The following is an 18390-nucleotide window of genomic DNA, read 5'->3' as shown; positions in this document are numbered from 1 at the left end:
CCTTCCCTTCTCTGTTGAGTCCTGCCCATGTCCGTTGCATCTCCCCTGCTCTCCCGCTGCCCGCTCGCGCTTGCATTGGCGCTGTGCTGCGCTCCTGCACTGGCGCAGCAGCAACCCGACGCCGATGCGGTCGAACTGGATGCGGTCAACGTGCGTGGCGAGCATGCCGAAACCAACACCGCATTGAGCGGATTCGGCGCAACCCGGCTGCTGGACGCACCGGCCTCGATCGCAGTCATCGAGCGCGCGCAATTGCTGGACCGTCAGGCGCGCGTGCTCAGTGAGGTGCTGCGCGCCGACGCCTCCGCTGGCGATGCGTATGCGCCGATCGGTTATTACGAAAACTTCGTGGTGCGCGGCTATTCGCTCAATGCCGCAAACAGCTATCGCATCAACGGCCTGAGCGCGGTGGGCGAACAGACGATCGCGCTGGAAAACAAGCAGCAGGTGCAACTTCTCAAGGGTCTGGCCGGACTGCAGTCGGGCGTCAACGAGCCGGCCGGCTTGATCGACTACCGCACCAAGCGGCCCGAGCACGTGCGCAGCGTGACCCTGGGCACCGACGAGCAGGGCTCGCGCTATGTTGCCGCCGACCTGGGCGACTGGTTCGGTGCCGAACGCACGCTGGGAGTGCGCGTCAACGCCGCACGCGAAGACATCAATAGTTATGTCGACCATGCCGATGGCTACCGCAATTTCCTCTCGCTGGCCGGCGACTGGAAGATCAGCCCGCAAGCGCTGCTGCAGCTGGACGTGGAATACCAGCATCGGCAACAGCGCTCGGTACCCGGCTACCAATTGCTCGGCGGCACGCAGGTGCCGCGCGATATCGACGTGCGTCGCCTGCTGGGTTACCAGCCGTGGGCACGGCCGGTGGAAATGGATTCGCTCAACGCCCAGCTGCGCTACGCCTACCAGTTCAACGACGACTGGCGCGCCACCGCCGAGGCATCGCGCAGCCGCTCGGTGATCAACGATTTCTCCGCATTCGCCTGGGGCTGCTATGGCGCGGCAAGCTGCGCGGACATCGCCACGCCGAACTTCTTCAGCGCGCAGGGCGATTACGACGTCTACGACTACCGCAGCCCCGACGACACCCGCGTGCATGATCAACTGCGCGCCACGCTGGAAGGCCACGTGCTCACCGGTGCACTGGATCACCATCTGAGCATCGGTGGCGACTGGCTACGCCGCACCATCGATCGCTTTGGCTCGGTCAACGAATTCGTCGGCAGCGGCAGCATCGACCGCGACCCGGCCGTGTTCGCACAAACCGATGCCCCCCTGGACCCCAAACAACGCCGCCTGGATAGCCGCCAGCGCGCGCTGGTGCTGGCCGACCGTATCGGCCTGGGTGAGCAGTGGGAGCTGGCGCTGGGCGCGCGCGCCGTGCGGCTGGACGAACGCGCGTTCGATCGCGACGGCATGCTGGAGCGGCGCACCCGGAAGGACGCGGTGCTGCCGCAGGCGGCACTGTTGTTCAAACCGCAGCAGAACGTGTCGCTGTATGCCAGCTACGCCAAGAGCCTGGCCGCCGGCGGCACCGCGCCGTGGTTTGCCGATAACGCCGATGAAATCCTGCCGCCCACCAACGCCTATCAGCTGGAAACCGGCGCCAAGATCGATCTGCAGGGCCTGCGCCTGGGCGCGGCGCTGTTCGACATCCGCCAGGCCTACCAGTTCACCCAAGCGCAGGCCGATGGCGGCCTGCTCTACGTGCAACAAGGCCGCCTGCACAACCGCGGCCTGGAGCTGTCGGCCGACGGCGCAGCCACCGAACAACTGCGCATCTTCGCCAGCGTTGCGGCGATCCGCGCGCGCGCAGAAGGCACCGACATTGCCGAGTACGAAGGCCATCAGGCGATCAACGTGCCCAAGCTGCGCGCCAGTGTGCAGGCCGATTACAGCGTGCCCGGTGTCGATGGGCTGGCGCTGCTGGCTGGCGTGCAATACAGCGGGCGCAAGTTCGCCGACCGAATCGGCACTGCCAGCGTACCGGCCTACACCGTGGCCAATCTGGGCGCGCGCTATGCCACTGCGCTGGGCGGGCTGGCCACCACCTGGCGCTTGAATGTGGACAACGTGTTCGACAAGCGCTACTGGCGCGATTCCGGCGAATACCAGGGCGATGCCTATCTGTTCCCCGGCGCACCGCGGACGGCGCGCCTGACCGTGCAGGTGGATTTTTAAAAGCGCTGATGCAGCCATTCGATTCGCCAGCAGCTGATGTGCGTTCGTTGCGCTGTTGCTGTCGTGAGTGCAGCGCATGGGTAGATGGCACCAAATGACAAACGCTCACCTGGTGCTTGCACCGTCGCGTTGACCTGTCTGCAGCATTGCACCTCGATCCAGCTTCCACTCTGCATTCCCTTCAGGCCTTCCATGCTGCTGCTCGAATCCATCGCCGTCGTGATCAACCTGCTGGGCGTATGGCTGACCGCGCGGCGCACCCGTTGGTGCTGGCCGGTCGGCATCGTGGCGGTGGCGTTGTATGCATGGCTGTTCTATCAGTGGAAGCTGTACTCGGACATGCTGTTGCAAGGCGTCTACGTGCTGACCCAGCTCTACGGATGGGGGCACTGGCAACGCGGAAGCGCTGTCCAAACGCGGATTCGCCCGCTGCCGATGCCGGTTGCGGAACTGTGGCTGTCGCTGTGCATCGGCGCGGCGTTCGCTGCCGCACTCGGTGCTTACATGCATTACCGCACCGATGCGGCGCTGCCGTGGCTGGACGCGGCGCTGGCCAGCTTCAGCCTGGTCGCCAGCGTCTGGGCAGCACGCAAGCGCATCGCCAACTGGGTGTTGTGGATCGTGCTGGACTGCGTGTATGTCGGCGTCTTCATCAGCACGGGGCTCTACCCCACCGCCGTGCTTTATGCCGGCTTCGTGGCACTTGCCGTGTACGGCTGGCACAGCTGGAAAACCCAACAGAACCGGAACCTGGCCGGCGCCCACTGAGCCAAGCGCAGTTTGCGCACGCGTTCTTCTTTACCATCGCAGCATGTACGCCTTTCAACTCATTGCCTTGCCCATGCCCTGCGCGCTTCCTCGGCGGTTCGCCGCATGAGCGTGTCGCGCCAGCACACCATCACCGAAGTGATTTCTGCGCAGATTGCCGCCGGCGAATGGGGGCCGGATCAACGCCTGCCGGTGGAACGCGCGTTGGCCGAGCGGTTCGCCTGCACCCGCATCACGTTGCGCGAAGCGCTGCAGCAGCTTGAAGCCGAAGGCCGCATCTACCGCGAAAACCGCCGCGGCTGGTTTGTCAGTGCACCGCGCGTGCGCTACGACCCCACCAGCATTGCCGGTTTCATGCAGTACGTGGCGGCGCAAGGACGCAAGCCGCGCACCGAGTTATTGAGCGCCACCCGGCAGGCAGCAGGCGCCGCCTATGCTGCGGCATTGCGCCTGGATAGCCCGTACGACGACGTGTTTGTGCTGCAACGCCGGCGCTGGATCGACCGCCGCGCCGTGCTGCTGGAAACCAATGTGGTGCTCGCGGCCTGGGCGCCTGGCCTGCTCGAACACGATCTGGCCGGCTCGCTGTCGAGCGTGTTCAACCAGCGGCTCGGCCTGTTCCTGAGCCGCGCGCAGCTGTCGATGCATCCGGCCGGCCTGGATGCGGCGCAGGCGATGCTGCTGCAATCCACCCCCGGCACCCCGTGTTTCCGTCTGCAGCGGATCAGCTTTGCCGAAGACGGCAGCGCGGTGGAACTGGATATCGAATCCTGGCGGCACGACGCGCTGGATGTGGTGGTGCGCACGGAGGCACCGACGCGCTCGGCGCTGTAGCGCGGGGAATCGGGAATCGGGAATCGGGAATCGGGAATCGGGAAGAGCATACCGCGCTGCTTTCTTTGCATCTTTAGTGCGGGCTTGGCGTCACTGACAGCACATCGTGAACTATCGATCTGAATTCGGTTGTGCGCTCGGAACACGGCGCGCAGGTGACACATGCGGCGCCGAGCGCCGGCCACGCGCTCTTGGCGCCGAGCGCAGGTGCTGTGTTAGCTTCTCTACGCGTCGAATAGCGCGCGTTGCGGGTCCGGTGGCGGGAGGTCGGCCAGCAGTTGGGTGAGCTGATCGCGCCGGGCGCGCAGCGGGTCGTGCATGAGGAAGTTGGCCAGGCGCGTATGCCATGCCGGCCAGCGGGTGGCCAGTGCGTCCATGTCGCCATCGGCCGGGCGGCCTTCGTGCGGCGAGGCAACAAACGCGGTATCACACAGCACGTTGCGCCATCCCAGCCCGCCCATGCGCAGGCTCAAATCCACAAGTGCGGCATACCACGAGCCGTAACTGCTGGCATCCAGGCCACCGGCCTTGCGGCGTGCAGTGCCACGCAACAGCACTGCATGCCCGATCGCCGACGGCAGTTCCGGGTGCAGCGGCGGCATCGCGGCACAGGCAGCCGCAAGCCGTTCGGGTGCATCCGGCATCGGATTGAGTTCGCCCAGCCGCGGCCAGCTGCAGGCTTCGCCGACATTGCTCCACGGCGTGGCCGTGGCGATCGCCGCATCGCGTGCAAAACATGCGGTGAGTTGCCGCAACCACCCGGGCAACGGGCAGGCATCCACCCCCAGCACCACCACATCGGCGTCGCCGCAGGCGCTGAGCATTTCGTCCAGATGTGCCACCTCGCCAAGCATGCGCTGGCGACGGGTGTGGTGTGCCTGCAACTGCGTGCGCGCCAGCCAGTGTTCGATCACCACGCGCCCGCGCGGACCGGCCTGGGCATCGTCGGCCAGCCACACCCGCGTGCCTGCGGGCGTGGCGGCGTCCAGCGCGCCTAAACACGCGTCCAGCGCCTCGTCGTCGGTGCCGACCGGCACCAGCACGACGGGCAGCGCTGCACTCACCTTAGTTTCTTGGCTGCATCAAGCGGATCCATCGCCCGGAACTTCTCGCCGTACTCGTCGGTGAGATTGCGTGCCTCCTGCGGATTGCGGACGATCGACGGAGTGATCAGCACGATGACTTCGCGGCGGTCGGTATTCCTGGTCTTTTGACCGAACAGGGCGCCGACAACTGGCAGCTTGCTCAAGAAGGGGACGCCTGCACTGACGTCGCTCGTCGTGTCGTCGATCAAGCCTGCGAGCATCATGGTGTCGCCGCTCTGCACTGCAGCTTCGGTTTTGACACGGCGCGTATTGATATCGACGTTACAAGCGGCGCTGTTGACGGTTGTGGTAGCCGCCGCAGTACACGCCGGCGGTCGTGCACCCGGCGTGCTGACCTCCTGCACGATATCCAGGAACACCATGCCGTCCTTGGTGACCCGTGGACGTACCTTCAAGATCACGCCGGTGTCGATGTACTGCACCGACGAAAAGCTGCTGTCGCTGCCCAGCCCGGTATTGATCGACGTCGAATTGATCGGAATGCGCGAGCCCACATTGAGCGTGGCTTCGGCGTTGTTGCGCACGAACACCGAAGGCGTCTGCAGCAAACGTACGTTAGTCACGGTATCCAACGCACTGATGACTGCCGCTGCATTCTTGCCAAGAAATGTCCAGCCCACCCCACCGTTGGTGACGGTTCCTGCAATGTCGCCCCAGATGCCGCGTCCTACGGCAGGTGGCAGGCCGGGCCCACCGGATGCCACTGGCACGCTCACTGCATTTTCGAAATACCAATTCACACCGTACTGCAGCTCACCAGTCAAATTCACCTCAGCCACCTGCGCCTCGATATGCACCTGCATCGGCATCACATCGAGCTTTTCGATGACGTCGCGGATCGAGGCCCACGACTGCGGTGTGGAGCGCACCAGCAAAGTGTTGGTTTCGGCCACCGCCGACACACCGACCTTGTCGCCTTCCACTTCCAGGGTCACCGCGCCATTGCCGTTGCTGCGCGGGGACAGCTGCAGGCTGCCGTTGCCCAGGCCACCACTGCTGCCGCTCCCACTGCTGCCACCGAAGCTGCTGCCGGACGAACTGCCATCGCCGCTTTCGCCGACGCTGCCACCGGTCATGCCGGAGCTGCCACCCATGCTGCTGTCACGATTACCGAGCGCGCCACCGAGCACGCTGCTCTCGGCGCCCGGCGCCAGCGAGGCATTGGAATCGCCGCCGCTACTGCGGCCGCCGAACACCTCAGACAACCGATCGGCCAGGTCCTTGGCCTTGATGTACTTCAACTCGTACGAAAACAACCGCACACCGCCGCCGGCGCTGTCGATGCGGTCCAGCCACTGCTGGATCTGGTCCAGGTAGCGCGGTTGCGGGGTGATCACCAGCACCGCGTTGGCGTTTTCCAGCGGCATGAAGCGGAACATGCCGGCGCTGGGCGTCTTGCTCTGTTCGCCGAACACCTTTTCCAGATCGGCGCTGACCTTTTCGGCCTTGCCGGACTGGATCGGGAACACGCCCACCGACATGCCCGACAACCAGTCCACGTCGAAGATCTGCACGGTACGCAGGTAGTTCTCCAGCTCGGCACGGGTACCGCCCAGGGTGATGACGTTGCGCGACGGGTCGGTGCCGACGATGGCATTCGGCCGCGCATACGGCTCCAGCACCTTCTTCATTTCGCTGGCGGAGATGAACTTCAACGGCACCACGCGCACTTCGAACCCGCGCGCGGCCGAGGGCGATGCGGTGCTGGGCGCGACGGTGCCGGCCAGCGCCTGATCGGCCGGCACGATGTTGTAGCGGCCACCGCTGAACACCATGCGCGCGTTGTTCCAGCCCAGCACCATTTCCAGCAGGTTCAGGGCCTGCGCCGGCGAGACCGGGTTGGGCGTGGCCAGGGTCACGGTGCCCTGCACGCCCGGCGCGATGACGTAGTTCTGGCCGAGCATGTCGCCCAGGATCGCCTTGACCACCGCCTGCACCGACTCGCCTTCGAAATTGAAGGTGGCGCTGCCGCTGCTGGCCATGCCCAGCGTGGGCGACGGCGCGGCGGCGGCGCTCTGGTTGATCATGGTGCCGCTGCCGCGGCGGATCACCGGGCTCGGTTTGGCACTGGCGCTGACGTTGCCGTCTGCACGTTGTTCGGCGGGGGTCTGGGTGGCGCCGGCAGCGCCGACTTGCGGGTCCAGGCGCGCATTGCGGCGCACGTCCGGCGGCGGAGTGGTGGCGCAACCGGCCAGCAGGCCAATCAGCAGGGACACGGGAAACAGGCGCGGCGTCATGCGTTCACTCATTGGGTCTGACCGGGGGTAGAGCCGCTCTGGCGCTGCTGTTGCAGCTGGCGGCGTCGGGCTTCGATGCGTTCGCGGATGGCACGCATCTGATCGTCGGAGGGGCGTGGGGCTTCCTGCGCGCCATCGCTGCGCTGCGGCGGCGCCGTGGGCGGTGCCTGCCCGCCGGGCTGCTGCGCAGACGGGGCGGGTTGCGCTGGCGGCGGCGGCTGCGCCGGTGCAACCGCGGCAGCATCGGGAGAGGGCAACGGCGGGGTTTCCGCGGCGGCACCACGCGCGGCCGCATTGGCGGTGGGCGGCTGCCCGCCCTGGCCGTTGAACACGTGCAATTCCAGTGTCTGAGTGCCGCTGGGGCCTTCGATGGTTGCGCTACGCGGCTGCAGGGCGAGCAGGCGCCAGCCCTTCACTGCGTCGCCGCCCAGCTGCACGCGCACCGAATCCTGCGGGTCCAGGGTCAGCGTGGCCATCTTGAAGTTTTCGGTCAGCAGCACGCCGGTCAGGCGCACCGTGGAAGCGGCGCCACTGCCGTCGTTGCCGGACAGGAAGAACGGATGCGGCAGGCGGTCTTCAGCGAACGCCGGATGCGCGGCGATCTCCGAATATTTCACGAACGCGCCCAGCCGCTCCGGGGCCGGTGCCGGCAAGGTGGGCAACCGCTGCACCAGCGCGGGGTCGTCCGGCAGCAGCTCCACACGCTTGCCCAGGCCGGCAACTGCCAGCACGCACACCAGCAGTGCCCAGCCGACCACGGTAGCCAGCAACCAGGTGCGCAGGCCGATCATGTCAAGGCGCATTGCTGGCCTCCGCGGCGGCTGGCGCAGTGGGCGCGGTCTCGGTATTCAGCGGCGCGGCGCTGGCGCCCGGGCGCAGGTAGCCGGCCAGTTCGAAGGCGATATCCAGGCCGTTGCCGCTTTCGTTGGGCGAGAGCTGGTAGCGCTGCGCCATCACGTTGAGGTTGTCCACGAACAGACGCGGGGTGCCGTTTTCCAGGCTGTACAACACCGAGGCCAGTTCCGGGGTGCCGCAGCGCAAACGCACCTGCACCGCCACGCGGGTGAAGCGGTCCTTGCTCTCCGGCTGCAACGGCGAGCGGTTGCTGATGGCGCAGCTGCGGTTGCCGGGGCTGGCTTCCACCACCGCGCGTTCCAGCCGCTGCACCAACCCGGCGGAGGCGAGTTCGGCCGAGGTCTCCGGCAAGAAGCCCGGGCGGCTTTCCAGCGTCTGACGCGCCTGGCGCAGCCGCTTGCTGACTTCCGGCGCCTGCTGCAATTGCACGCGCACGCGCAGCTCGCGCTCGCGCAGCGATTGCAGGTCGTCCTGCACGGCGATCATCGGTTGGGTGAACCACGGGTGCACCAGCACCAGATACGCCACGCCGATCACCAGCAGCAGTATCCCCAAAGCGATCCAGCGATCGCGCTTAACGCTGCGTGGCATTGGCCGCCTCCTTCGCATCGGGGCCGGCCAGCTCGGCGGTGATGGTGAAACGGTCGACGTTGCGACCGGCATCGCTCTGCAGCACGCCGGTCAGCGAGGGCGTGCGCCACAGCGGCGAGCCTTCCAGACGGCGCACCAGCGAGGAGGCTTCGTTGCTCAAGCCGATCAACTGCAATTGCCCGCCTTCGACCGAGAATTTTTCCAGATAGGTGCCGCCGGGCAGACGCCGGCTCAACTCGTCCCAGATTTCCACCGAGGTCGGGCGGGTGGCGCGTTGCTGCTGGAAAAACCGGGCGCCTTCAACCAGATCGAGCAACTGCTGGCGTTCGGCGGCAACCTGGCGCGCGCGCGCAGCATTGGCCTGCACCTTGGCGCGCAGATCGTCGGCAGCCTGGCGGCGATTGTCGAGCAGCAACCAGCCGGCCACGGCCAACAACACCAGTGCGGCGGCAGCGAGCATCAGGTTCCAGCGCTGCATCGGGTCGCTGCGGCGCAGGCGTCGCGCTGGGGGCAGCAGGTTCACGCCCAGCGGCAGACCGTTCGCATCGGCAACATCGATTCCCGACAGCGTACTGTTCCAGGCGTCCGGCACACCGGCCGGGCCGTCGATCATGCGCCGCGGCACCACCACCAGTTCGGCATCGAGCTGGCCGTCTTCGCGCACGTCGAGCACGCGCGCATCGAAATACACCTGGTCGGCGGTGAACGGGGTTTGCCGATCGATCTCGAAGCGCGCCACATCCTGCAGGCGCGCCGCTGCTGCGGCAGGCAGGCGCAACGGGCGGCGCAACGCGTGTGCGGCCGGCAACAACCAATGCCGCGGCAGGCCTTCCAGCGCGGTCGGCAGCAAGGCGTTCACTTCCTGCGGCTGCACCGGCCACGGCAGGCTGGCGACAGTGTCGCTGCTGTGGTCGCGCTGGCGCAGCAACTGCAGCGTGTCGCCGTCCTGCTGCAACAACAGGCGTGCCTGCGACAGACCCAACTGCCATTGCCACCGTTGCGGCAGCCAGGCCAGCAGCGATTGTTGCCACCAACGCCAGACGCCTCCGGCTCCCGGCATGGCGCGTACGCCGATACGACCCAAGGTATCCCGCCATGCGGTCATTGCACTGCTGCTCCCTCTTCCCAACGCAACACGGTATAGGCCGACCCCGGTAATGCAGACGCGCTGATGGACACGACCGCCCGCAACACAGCCTCGCGTCCCTGACTCAGTCGCGCCCGGCTCTCGATACTATAAGTGTCCGAGCCACCGACCGTCGCCTCGCTGCCCGACAAACCCAGCGGCGCGTCACGCTGCGCCAGCAGTTGCTGCGCATCCAGGCCCATCGCGGTCAACACCGGGCCGGGCGCAAAGCGCGCTTCAGGCCGCGAACGCCCGCTGTACAGGGTGATGTTGGGCAGCAGCTTGCGATACAACTCGCCATCCATGCCCAGCACCAGGCGCAGTTCGCCCAGCGTTTCGAACGGGCTGTCTTTTGCGCCATACGGCAGCCCGGCGTCGGCGTAGTCGCGATCTTCCGCGCCGCCACCCGGCTGGCTCAACGAATCGCCATCGCGCCAATCGACGATGGCACCGGCGATGCGCGCGGCATTGGCCTGCTCGCCGCCTACCGCGCGCACCAGACCGGCCAGCAAGGTGGGCTCGGCCATGTTCAGATCTACTTTGCCGCTTTCGTCGGTGATGCGAATCTCCACACTGGCATCGTCCATCTGCCAACGATAGCGTCGGCCGTCTGCGCGCCAGCGTGTCTGGGTATCGGTGCTCTGCAAGCGCGACAGTGCGTATTCCAGGCCAGCGCGGGCGTATTCCTGCGCCTGTGCGCCATTGCGCAGCATGCTGCCCTGCAATGCTTCTACGCGTGCGGTGAGCGCGAACGCACCGATCATCGCAGTGAGCAGGGCGATCAGCCACAACACCAACACCAGCGCGGCACCACGCGCGCGGCTCATTGCCCTGCCCCGGGGTTGCTGGATTGCGGCAGCGCCACCACCAGCGACGGCCATGCGGCGTCGCCGCTGCGGATGTCGATGCGCACCAGCAGCGGCAGGCGGTCGTGCCATTCCCACCGCGGCAGCCATGCGCTCAGGCGGCCGTTCTGCGGATCCATGCCGCGATAACGAAAACTTACCTGCTGCACGCCTTCGGCCAGTTTTTCCGGCGGCAAGGTGCTGCCTTCTTCGATCGACTTGCCCGATTGCAGCATGGTCAATGCGATCAGCAGATTGCGCTGTTCGCCATCGCCGGCCACCGAGAGATCGTGCAGATACGGCCCGCCGCGGCCCAGATAATCCGGCACGTCTGCGGCAAAGCGCATGCGTTGCGGTTCGCCGATGAACAAGATGGGCTGCTGGCTCTGCGGGTCGATACCCATGGCGATCTGCAATGCCGCGGCCAGCCGCCGGCGCAGGAATTCTTCCACCGCACGCACGCGCTCGCTGCGTTGCGCGATCGCTTCGCCGCGCTGACTCACCGCGCTGGCCGAGCGCAAGGTGGCAAACGCCAAGGCCAGCCCGCCGACCAGCAGCATGGTCGCCAGCAGCACTTCGATCAGGGTGAATCCGGCGCTGCGCGAACGGCTCATGGCGGGCTGCCCTGCGCGGCGGCGGCCACCAGCCGCAACGTGCGCCATTGCAGCACCTGGTTGGGCTGCTCGCCCCAGCGCACCACCAGGGTCAGTTGCAGCAGGCGATGTGCGCCGGGCGACAGCGGCGCCTGCGGGTTGCGCCGCGGTTCGTCGTACGGGCGCACGTCCATCGACCAGCGGAAGTGCCCGTCTTCGAAGCTGCCTTGTTGCTGCTCGGGCTCCAGCGGCTTGTCCATCCCTTGCATGGCCAGTAGCGACTGCGCGTGCAAGGTGGCGCGCGTGCTTTCATCGGCTGCACGCACCTGGCGTGCGGCACCGGACAACGACCCCAGCAACAGGCTCAATGCCAGCGCCAGTAGCGCGAAGGCGACGATCACTTCGATCAGGGTGTAACCGCGCTGACGTCTCATGGCGACGGCGTCCGCAACGGGCCCGAACGCACCTCGCCGGTGATCCAGCCCACGTCCACGCGCCACCGCGCGTCCTTGACCTGTAGATCGATGCGCCCGCCGGTGGAGGCGCCATCCGGGAAGAACTGGATCGCGCCCTGATCCTGCCGCGATTGCACCTGGCGCGCGCCGGTGAAGCGCACTTCCAGCGACGGCGGCAGATCGCCGTGGTGGCCGCCGGGGGCTTCCCAGCGGCGCTGCTGCGGGTCGATCAAGAACCGCTGCGGCGTGCCGGTGGCAATCGCCTGGGTGCGCGTGTAGCGCAGTTGCGAGGCAATCGCCTTGCCGGCGGTGCGCAGGCGCATGCCGTCGATGCCGCCGTTCAATGCCGCGGCGGCGAGCACGCCGGCCATCGCGATCAACGCGATGACCAGCAGCATTTCCAGCAACGAGGTGCCACGCGTGCGTGCCCGACCAGGGCCGACCACTCCATGCGGATGACGCAACGGCTGACACGCAACGCGCATGGCGAGGGCTTATTGGTACTTGATGTCCGAGTCGTAGCTGCTGCCACCGGGCTTGCCGTCCTTGCCCAGGCTGATCAGATCGAACGGCTGGCCATCGCCGGGCACGCGGTATTCGATGGTGTGGCCCCATGGGTCGTTGAGTTCCACCGGCTTGGCGTACGGGCCCAGCCAACCGCTGCTGCCGCCGGGCTGGGTGACCAGGTCATCGAGCTTGCTCGGCAACTTGCCGGTGTCGAGCTGGAAATTCTCGATCTTTCCGGCCAGGGTCTGGATCTGCGATTTGGCCAGATTGGCCTTGCCGCGATCGGCGCCACCGAGCACGCGACTGCCGACCAGCGTGAGCACCGCGCCGATCAGCACGATGACGATGATGATTTCCAGCAAGCTCATGCCGGCCTGGCCTGCGCGCGACGGACTGCGGGTGATGGAACGCTTGATCATGAACGATTTCCTTGCACGTCGATGAAGGATGCTGCCGCCAACAGATGACACGGCGGGCATTGCAATGGTTCCCGCATGGGTGTCGTGCGGTCACCGGAACGTTGTTGTGAAGACGCTGCCCGGCCGGGAACATGGCTGGCACCGCGTCGCGACTGGTTGGCAGCTCCGCGCAAACCGCGCGCAGGCCCCGCAGTGTACGAGTGGTGCACGCCGATTCCGAGTACCGGCTGCGTCCGTCTGGCGGCAACGCGGCCGCATCGATCGCCGCTCTCAGCCGATTGCATTGGTGAGGTCATACAGCGGTACCAATACCGAAATGATGACAAGCCCCACCACCGAGGCCAGCACCAGCGTGATGAACGGCACCAGCGCGGCCAATGCGCGGTCGATGGCCTGCGCGGTTTCCAGCTCGAAGGTGTCGGCGGTCTTGAGCAGCATCGTGTCCAGTGCGCCGGATTCTTCGCCCACCTGAATCATCTGCAGCGCCAACCGCGGAAAGCGCTTGCCGCGTGCCAGCGATATCGCAAGACCATGCCCGTTCTTGACGTCGTCGGCGGCATTGGCGACATCCTCCACCAGCGCCAGGTTGGACATGACGTTACGCGCAATGCCGATCGCCGCCAGCAGCGGCACGCCATTGCGCAGCAAGGTGCCCAAAGTCCGTGTCAGGCGTGCGGTTTCCAGCCGCGCAATCAGGCTGCCGACCACTTTCTGGCGCAGCAGCCACTCGTCCAGCGACGCACGAAATGCAGCGTTGCGACGCTTGCGATCCAGCCACAACCCCAGCACGCCGGGCACCACGATCAGCACCAGCCACCAGTCGCGTACCAGCAGGCCCACACTCAACACCGCTTGCGTGAACCACGGCAGCGCCACATCCAGGCTTTCGTACATCTGCGCGAACTGCGGCACCACGTAGCCCAACAAAAACAGCAATGCGCAGCCCACCACCGCCAGCAGGATCGCCGGGTAGATCAACGCGTTGATCACCTTGCCCCGGAGCGCGCGGCTGCGCTCCAGATAATCGGCCAGCCGTTGCAGCGTGTCCTGCATGCTGCCGCCGGCTTCGCCGGCGCGCACCATGTTGATGTAGAGCTTGGAAAACAGCCCATGCTGGCGCTCGAGTGCGGACGACAAAGGCGCACCGCCGCGCACGGTGTCGCGCACATCGCCGATCACCCGCCGGCTTTTTTCGTCTTCGGGCAGATCCATCAGGATCGACAACGCACGATCCAGCGGCTGCCCGGCACCGATCAAGGTCGCCAGCTGCTGGGTGAACTGCACCAGCGCGGCATTGTCGAACGGCTTCTTGCGCAACAGCATGCGCAGCGACGGCGAATCGTTTTCGCCGGTGGCCAGACGCGTTTCCACCGGCAGATGGCCCTGCTCCTGCAGACGCAGCGCCACTTCGGCATCGCTGCCCGCTTCCATCTGGCCGTCGAGCATTTCGCCGTGGGCGTCCAGCGCCTTGTAACGGTAGAGGGGCATCAGGAACGGCCGGGACCGGGGACCGGGGACCGGGCACCCGGGAAGATCGGTTTACTGCACAACGGGAACACTGCGGCGCTTCGGTCGGCATGGATGGGCGCTGCAGCCGGGACGTCGTTGCTGCCCTGACCCGTGAAAGACGGCGTGCCGCAGCACTGGAATCTGGCAGCGCGCAGGTCCGCGCGTGGCAAAGACGCAGCCACGCTGCTGCCTTGGCTGTTCCCGGGTCCCCGGTCCCGGGTCCCGGGTCCCATCACGTCGCCGATCACGCATCCTCCGTGACGCGCAGAACTTCTTCGATGGTGGTTTCGCCGCGCAGGGCCTTCGACAGGCCATCCTCGTACATCGTGCGCATGCCGGCCTGGCGTGCGAGTTGTTCGATCTCGCCCATGCCGGCGCGGCGCATCACCGCGCGCCGCAATTCGTCGTTCATCACCAGGAATTCGACGATGGTGGTCCGGCCGAGATAACCGGTGGGTGCGCCGGCAGAAGGACGCGGGCGATACAGGAAGATCTCGCCCTCCGGCTGCAGGCGGCGCAGATCGAACTTGGCGATTTCTTCCGGCGATGCGGCATACCGTTCGGCGTTGGCCAGGTCGAGTTTGCGTACCAGACGCTGCGCCAGGATGCCGTTGATGGTGGAAGTGAGCAGGTAATCTTCCACGCCCATGTCCAGCAGACGGGTGATGCCGCCGGCCGCGTTGTTGGTGTGCAACGTGGACAGCACCAGGTGGCCGGTGAGCGCGGACTGGATCGCGATGCGTGCGGTTTCCAGATCGCGCATTTCGCCGATCATGATGATGTCCGGGTCCTGACGCACGATGCTGCGCAGCGCGTTGGCGAAATCCAGCCCGATCTGCGGTTTGGCCTGGATCTGGTTGATGCCTTCGATCTGGTATTCCACCGGGTCCTCGACGGTGATGATTTTCACGTCGGAGGTATTGAGCTGGCTCAGCGCGGTGTACAGCGTGGTGGTCTTGCCCGAGCCGGTGGGGCCGGTGACCAGCATGATGCCGTGCGGTTGCTCCAGCACCTTGCGGAACTGCGGCAAAAAGTCTTCGGTGAAGCCGAGCTTGTAGAAGTCGAACACCACCGTTTCGCGGTCGAGCAGACGCATCACCACGCTTTCGCCATGCGCGGTGGGCACGGTGCTCACGCGCAGATCCAGCTCCTTGCCCTGCACGCGCAGCATGATGCGGCCGTCCTGCGGCAGGCGGCGTTCGGCGATGTTGAGCTTGGCCATGATCTTGATGCGACTGATCACCGCGGCAGTGAGTTTGGCCGGCGGGCTTTCGCCTTCCACCAGCACGCCGTCCACGCGGTAACGCACCTTGAGCCGGTTTTCGAACGGTTCGATATGGATGTCGGAGGCGCGCAGTTCCACCGCGTGCTGGATCACCAGATTCACCAGCCGGATCACCGGCGCTTCGGAGGCCAGATCGCGCAGCGCTTCGATGTCGTCGCTGCTGTTGGCATCGCCATCGGCGGTTTCCACGATGGTGCCCATCGCGCTGCGGCCCTGGCCGTACCAGCGCTCGATCAGATCGTCGATTTCCGAACGCAAACCCACCTGCAACAGCAGCGTGCAGCCGGTGGCAAGGCGCACTGCATCCACGGCGTAATCGTCGTAGGGGTCTGCGATCCATAGCTCCAGCCGGCCATCGCGTTCGCCGACCGGGCACAGATGAAATTGTTTGAGAAAGCGCAACGACAAGCCCTGCACTTCAGGCAGCATTTCCGGCGGGGTGTCGCCGAGCTGGCGTGCATCCACCAACGGCAGGCCGAGCACATCGGCGCAGGTTTCTGCATGATCGCGTTCGGACACCAGACCCAGGCGGCCGAGCAGGGCAAGCAAGCCCATACCGGACTCGGCCTGCAACTGGCGCGCGCGCAGCAGATCGGTGTCTTTCAGACGACGGCGTTCAAGCAGCGCTTCGACGATGCGCGTCTCCGCACTTCGATGCTCGATTGGATCGACGGCAACCGCGTTCACACTCGTCTCCACTGGTTCGGCGCCGACTGTAGCAGTTTGCCGCGACGATCAACCGCACCCATCTGAATCGCCCTGAAAAACGCTGCCCCCGGTGATTGGCCGGGGGCAGCGGTCACACTATTTAGGGCAACTAACAAAACTACTGTGCGGCCGCCATGCGGGCGCGGTCGGTGCTCGGAATCGGCATGCACCACGCGTACACTCCGGTTCGTGCGCGCCGTCCGCACCCACCTGACAACCGCTTGCTACGTTTTGCTAGCCGCTCTTATCACTTACTGTCGTGCAACGAGCGTCAGTTTCGCGTAATCCTTCGCACCGACCAGTTTGATGTAGTAGGTGCCTGCCTTGGGTGCAGTGAAACGCACGGTTTCGCTGTTGCCCGGACGGGTCGACTTGGCATCGTAGGAGGTAGCGGTGGGCTCGGCCTCAAAGCTGACATACACCGACACATCGCCGGTGCCGCCGTAGGTCATGAAGCTGAGCACGGCGCCGGCCTTGGCGTCGAAGCTGTACAGCGTGGAGCTGCCGGCAGCGCCGCTCAAGCCGGCAACCGGTGCCTTGTTGGTCAGTTCGATGGCAGTCGGTGCGCAGCTTTCAGTGGCCGGGTCGCACGGCTCCACCAGCACCGCTTCCAGCGCAGCCTTGGCGTCGACGATGCCGCTGCCGATCGGCGTGCTGGCCGGCGGGGTCACCGGGAAGCGACGGCTGGTCTGCGTGAGCAGCGCTTCGACCGCAGCCGGGGTCAGCGGGCCATCGCCCAGACCGATGGCCGCGCTCTGCACCAGCGCCACGACGCCGGCCACGTGCGGCGACGCCATCGAGGTCCCGCCCAGACCCATATAGCTATAGGTGCCCGAGGTCGGCGTGGTCGCACCGGTGTAACCGGCCTGCCAGATGTAACCGCCCGGATTGCCGTCCACGCTGCCGCCGCCGCCCGGGCCGGACAAGTCGACCTTGCTGCCATAGTTGGAGTAGTAGGTGATGCCGCCAGTGATGCGCGTGGCGCCCACCGTAATCGTGTTGTTGCAGCTGGCCGGCGAATGGTTGGCTGCATCTTCGCCGCTATTGCCGGCCGCGACCACCACGGTGGTGCCGCGCGAGACCGCACCGTTGATCGCCAGCTGGGTGGCCGAATCGCACGGCTCGCCGCCGCCGAGGCTCATGTTGATCACTTCGGCCGGGTTGGTGTTGGCCGGCACGCCATCCACCGCACCGCCGGAGGCCCACACGATCGCATCGGCGATGTCGGAGGTGTAACCGCCGCAACGGCCAAGCACGCGCACCGGCAGGATGGTCGCCTTCGGCGCCACACCGGCCATGCCTACCCCATTATCGGTCGCCTCGGCCACGGTGCCCGCCACATGGGTGCCGTGCCAGGAGCTTTCCTGGGCGACCGAGCCGTCGTAGCAGACGTTGTCGGCTTCTTCCCAGTCGCCGTAATCCAGTGCGCCAGGCACGCGCGCATCGGTCGGGCGCCGCGACACTTCGGCATCGGTGATGAAGTCGTAGCCCTGCAGGATGTTGCCGGCGAAATCGGGATGGCCCGGCAGGATGCCGGTATCCAATACCGCCACCACCACGCCGGCGCCCTGCGACAGATCCCATGCTGCCGGTGCATTGATGCCGCCGTTGGGGTTGCTCAGGTGCCACTGGTACTGGGCGTACAGCGGGTCGTTGGGAACCAGCTGCGGGCTGACATCGGTGGCGGGAACACGCTTGCTGATGTCGATCGGGCGCAGCATGCGGTCGATCTGCACGTCGGCCACGGACGGGTCGTTCCTGAGCTCGACCACCACCTTGTCCACCTGCGCGGTGGTCAGTGTGCTGGACAGCTTGATCAGGTCCGAGCCGATGCCGAGCTTGCGCACATACGTCGCCTTGGCGGCGGCTGCGCTGCTGCGTGCGCCGGTGCTCGCGCCGACGCGGCCGACAGCGGCCTGCACGGCATTGAGCTTGCTGCTGCGATCGGTCGCAGCGGCAGTGTTGTCCTTGTAGCGCACGATCAGGCGGCTACTGAATGCAGCGCCGGCCGGAGCTGCCTGGGTCGGTTCCTTGACCAGCAGTTTCGGTGCGGCAGCCAGGGTGCCGGATGCACCGAGAGCCATCATCAGGATGGCGCCGGTCAGCGGGGTGAGGCGGAAAGTCTTGTCGATCACGGTGAAATCCTCTTCGTGTTTTTCGTGAATCAGGCTTGGAACGGGGTCGAGCACGCCACGCAGCCATGACTGGCCTGCGGCATTGATCGATCGCTCCTGGTACGGCCATCACTCCATGCGAATCCGTTGCCTGGCCTAGCCACGGTCCTTGCCCGCCCCCTCAGGCCTTGCCTTGCCGCGGCGGCGCACACCGGCGCCGCCGCGTTTGATGCAAACCGCAGTCTTGC

Annotated in this window: 16 protein-coding genes and 1 other RNA gene; 4 read left to right on the top strand and 13 right to left on the bottom strand. The window is 66.2% G+C overall.

Annotation, left to right across the window (positions count from 1 at the left end):
• The first annotated feature begins 27 nt into the window (after nucleotides 1–27).
• The 3 genes from A7D16_RS06020 to A7D16_RS06010 all read left to right on the top strand — a co-directional run bounded on the left by A7D16_RS06020 (nucleotide 28) and on the right by A7D16_RS06010 (nucleotide 3792).
• Nucleotides 28–2190, top strand: coding sequence for a TonB-dependent receptor (locus tag A7D16_RS06020; RefSeq protein ID WP_064630804.1), 2163 nt, complete (start codon nucleotides 28–30; stop codon nucleotides 2188–2190).
• Between the two features lie 192 nt (nucleotides 2191–2382).
• A complete protein-coding gene (gene pnuC / locus A7D16_RS06015; RefSeq protein ID WP_064630802.1) occupies nucleotides 2383–2958 on the top strand; it encodes a nicotinamide riboside transporter PnuC in 576 nt (191 codons plus the stop codon).
• Nucleotides 2959–3063: 105 nt separating this feature from the next.
• Nucleotides 3064–3792 (top strand): UTRA domain-containing protein, encoded by a 729-nt coding sequence (locus tag A7D16_RS06010; RefSeq protein WP_064630800.1) that lies wholly within the window; start codon nucleotides 3064–3066, stop codon nucleotides 3790–3792.
• 224 nt (nucleotides 3793–4016) lie between these two features.
• Here A7D16_RS06010 and A7D16_RS06005 read toward each other — a convergent pair whose 3' ends face one another.
• From A7D16_RS06005 to gspE, 12 genes are all read right to left on the bottom strand, one after another.
• Complete coding sequence (locus A7D16_RS06005) at nucleotides 4017–4856, bottom strand: glycosyltransferase family 2 protein (RefSeq protein WP_064630798.1); 840 nt, start codon at nucleotides 4854–4856, stop codon at nucleotides 4017–4019.
• A complete protein-coding gene (gspD, locus tag A7D16_RS06000; protein WP_064630796.1) occupies nucleotides 4853–7147 on the bottom strand; it encodes a type II secretion system secretin GspD in 2295 nt (764 codons plus the stop codon). Before gspD ends, A7D16_RS06005 begins: the two co-directional genes overlap by 4 nt.
• Nucleotides 7144–7938: a type II secretion system protein XpsN gene (xpsN, locus tag A7D16_RS05995; RefSeq protein WP_064630794.1), complete on the bottom strand. Its 795-nt coding sequence runs from the start codon at nucleotides 7936–7938 to the stop codon at nucleotides 7144–7146. Before xpsN ends, gspD begins: the two co-directional genes overlap by 4 nt.
• Entirely contained in the window at nucleotides 7928–8581 is a 654-nt protein-coding gene (gene gspM / locus A7D16_RS05990) for a type II secretion system protein GspM (protein ID WP_064630791.1), read from the bottom strand. The genes xpsN and gspM overlap by 11 nt, the downstream gene beginning before the upstream one ends.
• A complete protein-coding gene (locus A7D16_RS05985) occupies nucleotides 8565–9686 on the bottom strand; it encodes a PilN domain-containing protein (protein WP_064630789.1) in 1122 nt (373 codons plus the stop codon). The genes gspM and A7D16_RS05985 overlap by 17 nt, the downstream gene beginning before the upstream one ends.
• Nucleotides 9683–10534 carry a type II secretion system minor pseudopilin gene (locus A7D16_RS05980; RefSeq protein ID WP_064630787.1) on the bottom strand — a complete coding sequence of 284 codons (852 nt, stop codon included), beginning with the start codon at nucleotides 10532–10534 and terminating at the stop codon, nucleotides 9683–9685. Before A7D16_RS05980 ends, A7D16_RS05985 begins: the two co-directional genes overlap by 4 nt.
• Entirely contained in the window at nucleotides 10531–11166 is a 636-nt protein-coding gene (locus A7D16_RS05975; RefSeq protein WP_064630784.1) for a type II secretion system protein J, read from the bottom strand. The genes A7D16_RS05980 and A7D16_RS05975 overlap by 4 nt, the downstream gene beginning before the upstream one ends.
• Nucleotides 11163–11579, bottom strand: a complete 417-nt coding sequence (gene xpsI, locus A7D16_RS05970) for a type II secretion system protein XpsI (protein ID WP_064630782.1) — start codon at nucleotides 11577–11579, stop codon at nucleotides 11163–11165. The genes A7D16_RS05975 and xpsI overlap by 4 nt, the downstream gene beginning before the upstream one ends.
• Nucleotides 11576–12085, bottom strand: a complete 510-nt coding sequence (gene xpsH / locus A7D16_RS05965; protein ID WP_010367776.1) for a type II secretion system protein XpsH — start codon at nucleotides 12083–12085, stop codon at nucleotides 11576–11578. Before xpsH ends, xpsI begins: the two co-directional genes overlap by 4 nt.
• 9 nt (nucleotides 12086–12094) lie before the next feature.
• Nucleotides 12095–12526: a type II secretion system major pseudopilin GspG gene (gene gspG, locus A7D16_RS05960; RefSeq protein ID WP_064630780.1), complete on the bottom strand. Its 432-nt coding sequence runs from the start codon at nucleotides 12524–12526 to the stop codon at nucleotides 12095–12097.
• A 270-nt stretch (nucleotides 12527–12796) separates the two neighbouring features.
• Nucleotides 12797–14014 (bottom strand): type II secretion system protein XpsF, encoded by a 1218-nt coding sequence (xpsF, locus tag A7D16_RS05955; protein WP_064630778.1) that lies wholly within the window; start codon nucleotides 14012–14014, stop codon nucleotides 12797–12799.
• A 265-nt stretch (nucleotides 14015–14279) separates the two neighbouring features.
• Entirely contained in the window at nucleotides 14280–16007 is a 1728-nt protein-coding gene (gene gspE, locus A7D16_RS05950) for a type II secretion system ATPase GspE (protein ID WP_064630776.1), read from the bottom strand.
• 185 nt (nucleotides 16008–16192) lie between these two features.
• Here gspE and A7D16_RS05945 point away from each other — a divergent pair.
• Nucleotides 16193–16268: non-coding RNA, sX9 sRNA (locus A7D16_RS05945), on the top strand.
• Between the two features lie 11 nt (nucleotides 16269–16279).
• On the opposite strand, the gene A7D16_RS05940 is transcribed toward A7D16_RS05945, so the two are convergent.
• A complete protein-coding gene (locus A7D16_RS05940; protein ID WP_064630954.1) occupies nucleotides 16280–18163 on the bottom strand; it encodes a diffusible signal factor-reguated S8 family serine peptidase in 1884 nt (627 codons plus the stop codon).
• Nucleotides 18164–18390: the final 227 nt, after the last annotated feature.

This window comes from Xanthomonas nasturtii (assembly GCF_001660815.1).
Classification (GTDB): Bacteria; Pseudomonadota; Gammaproteobacteria; order Xanthomonadales; family Xanthomonadaceae; genus Xanthomonas; species Xanthomonas nasturtii.
Note: the sequence above shows the minus strand (reverse complement) of the source record. Positions and strands in the feature narration are given on the sequence as shown.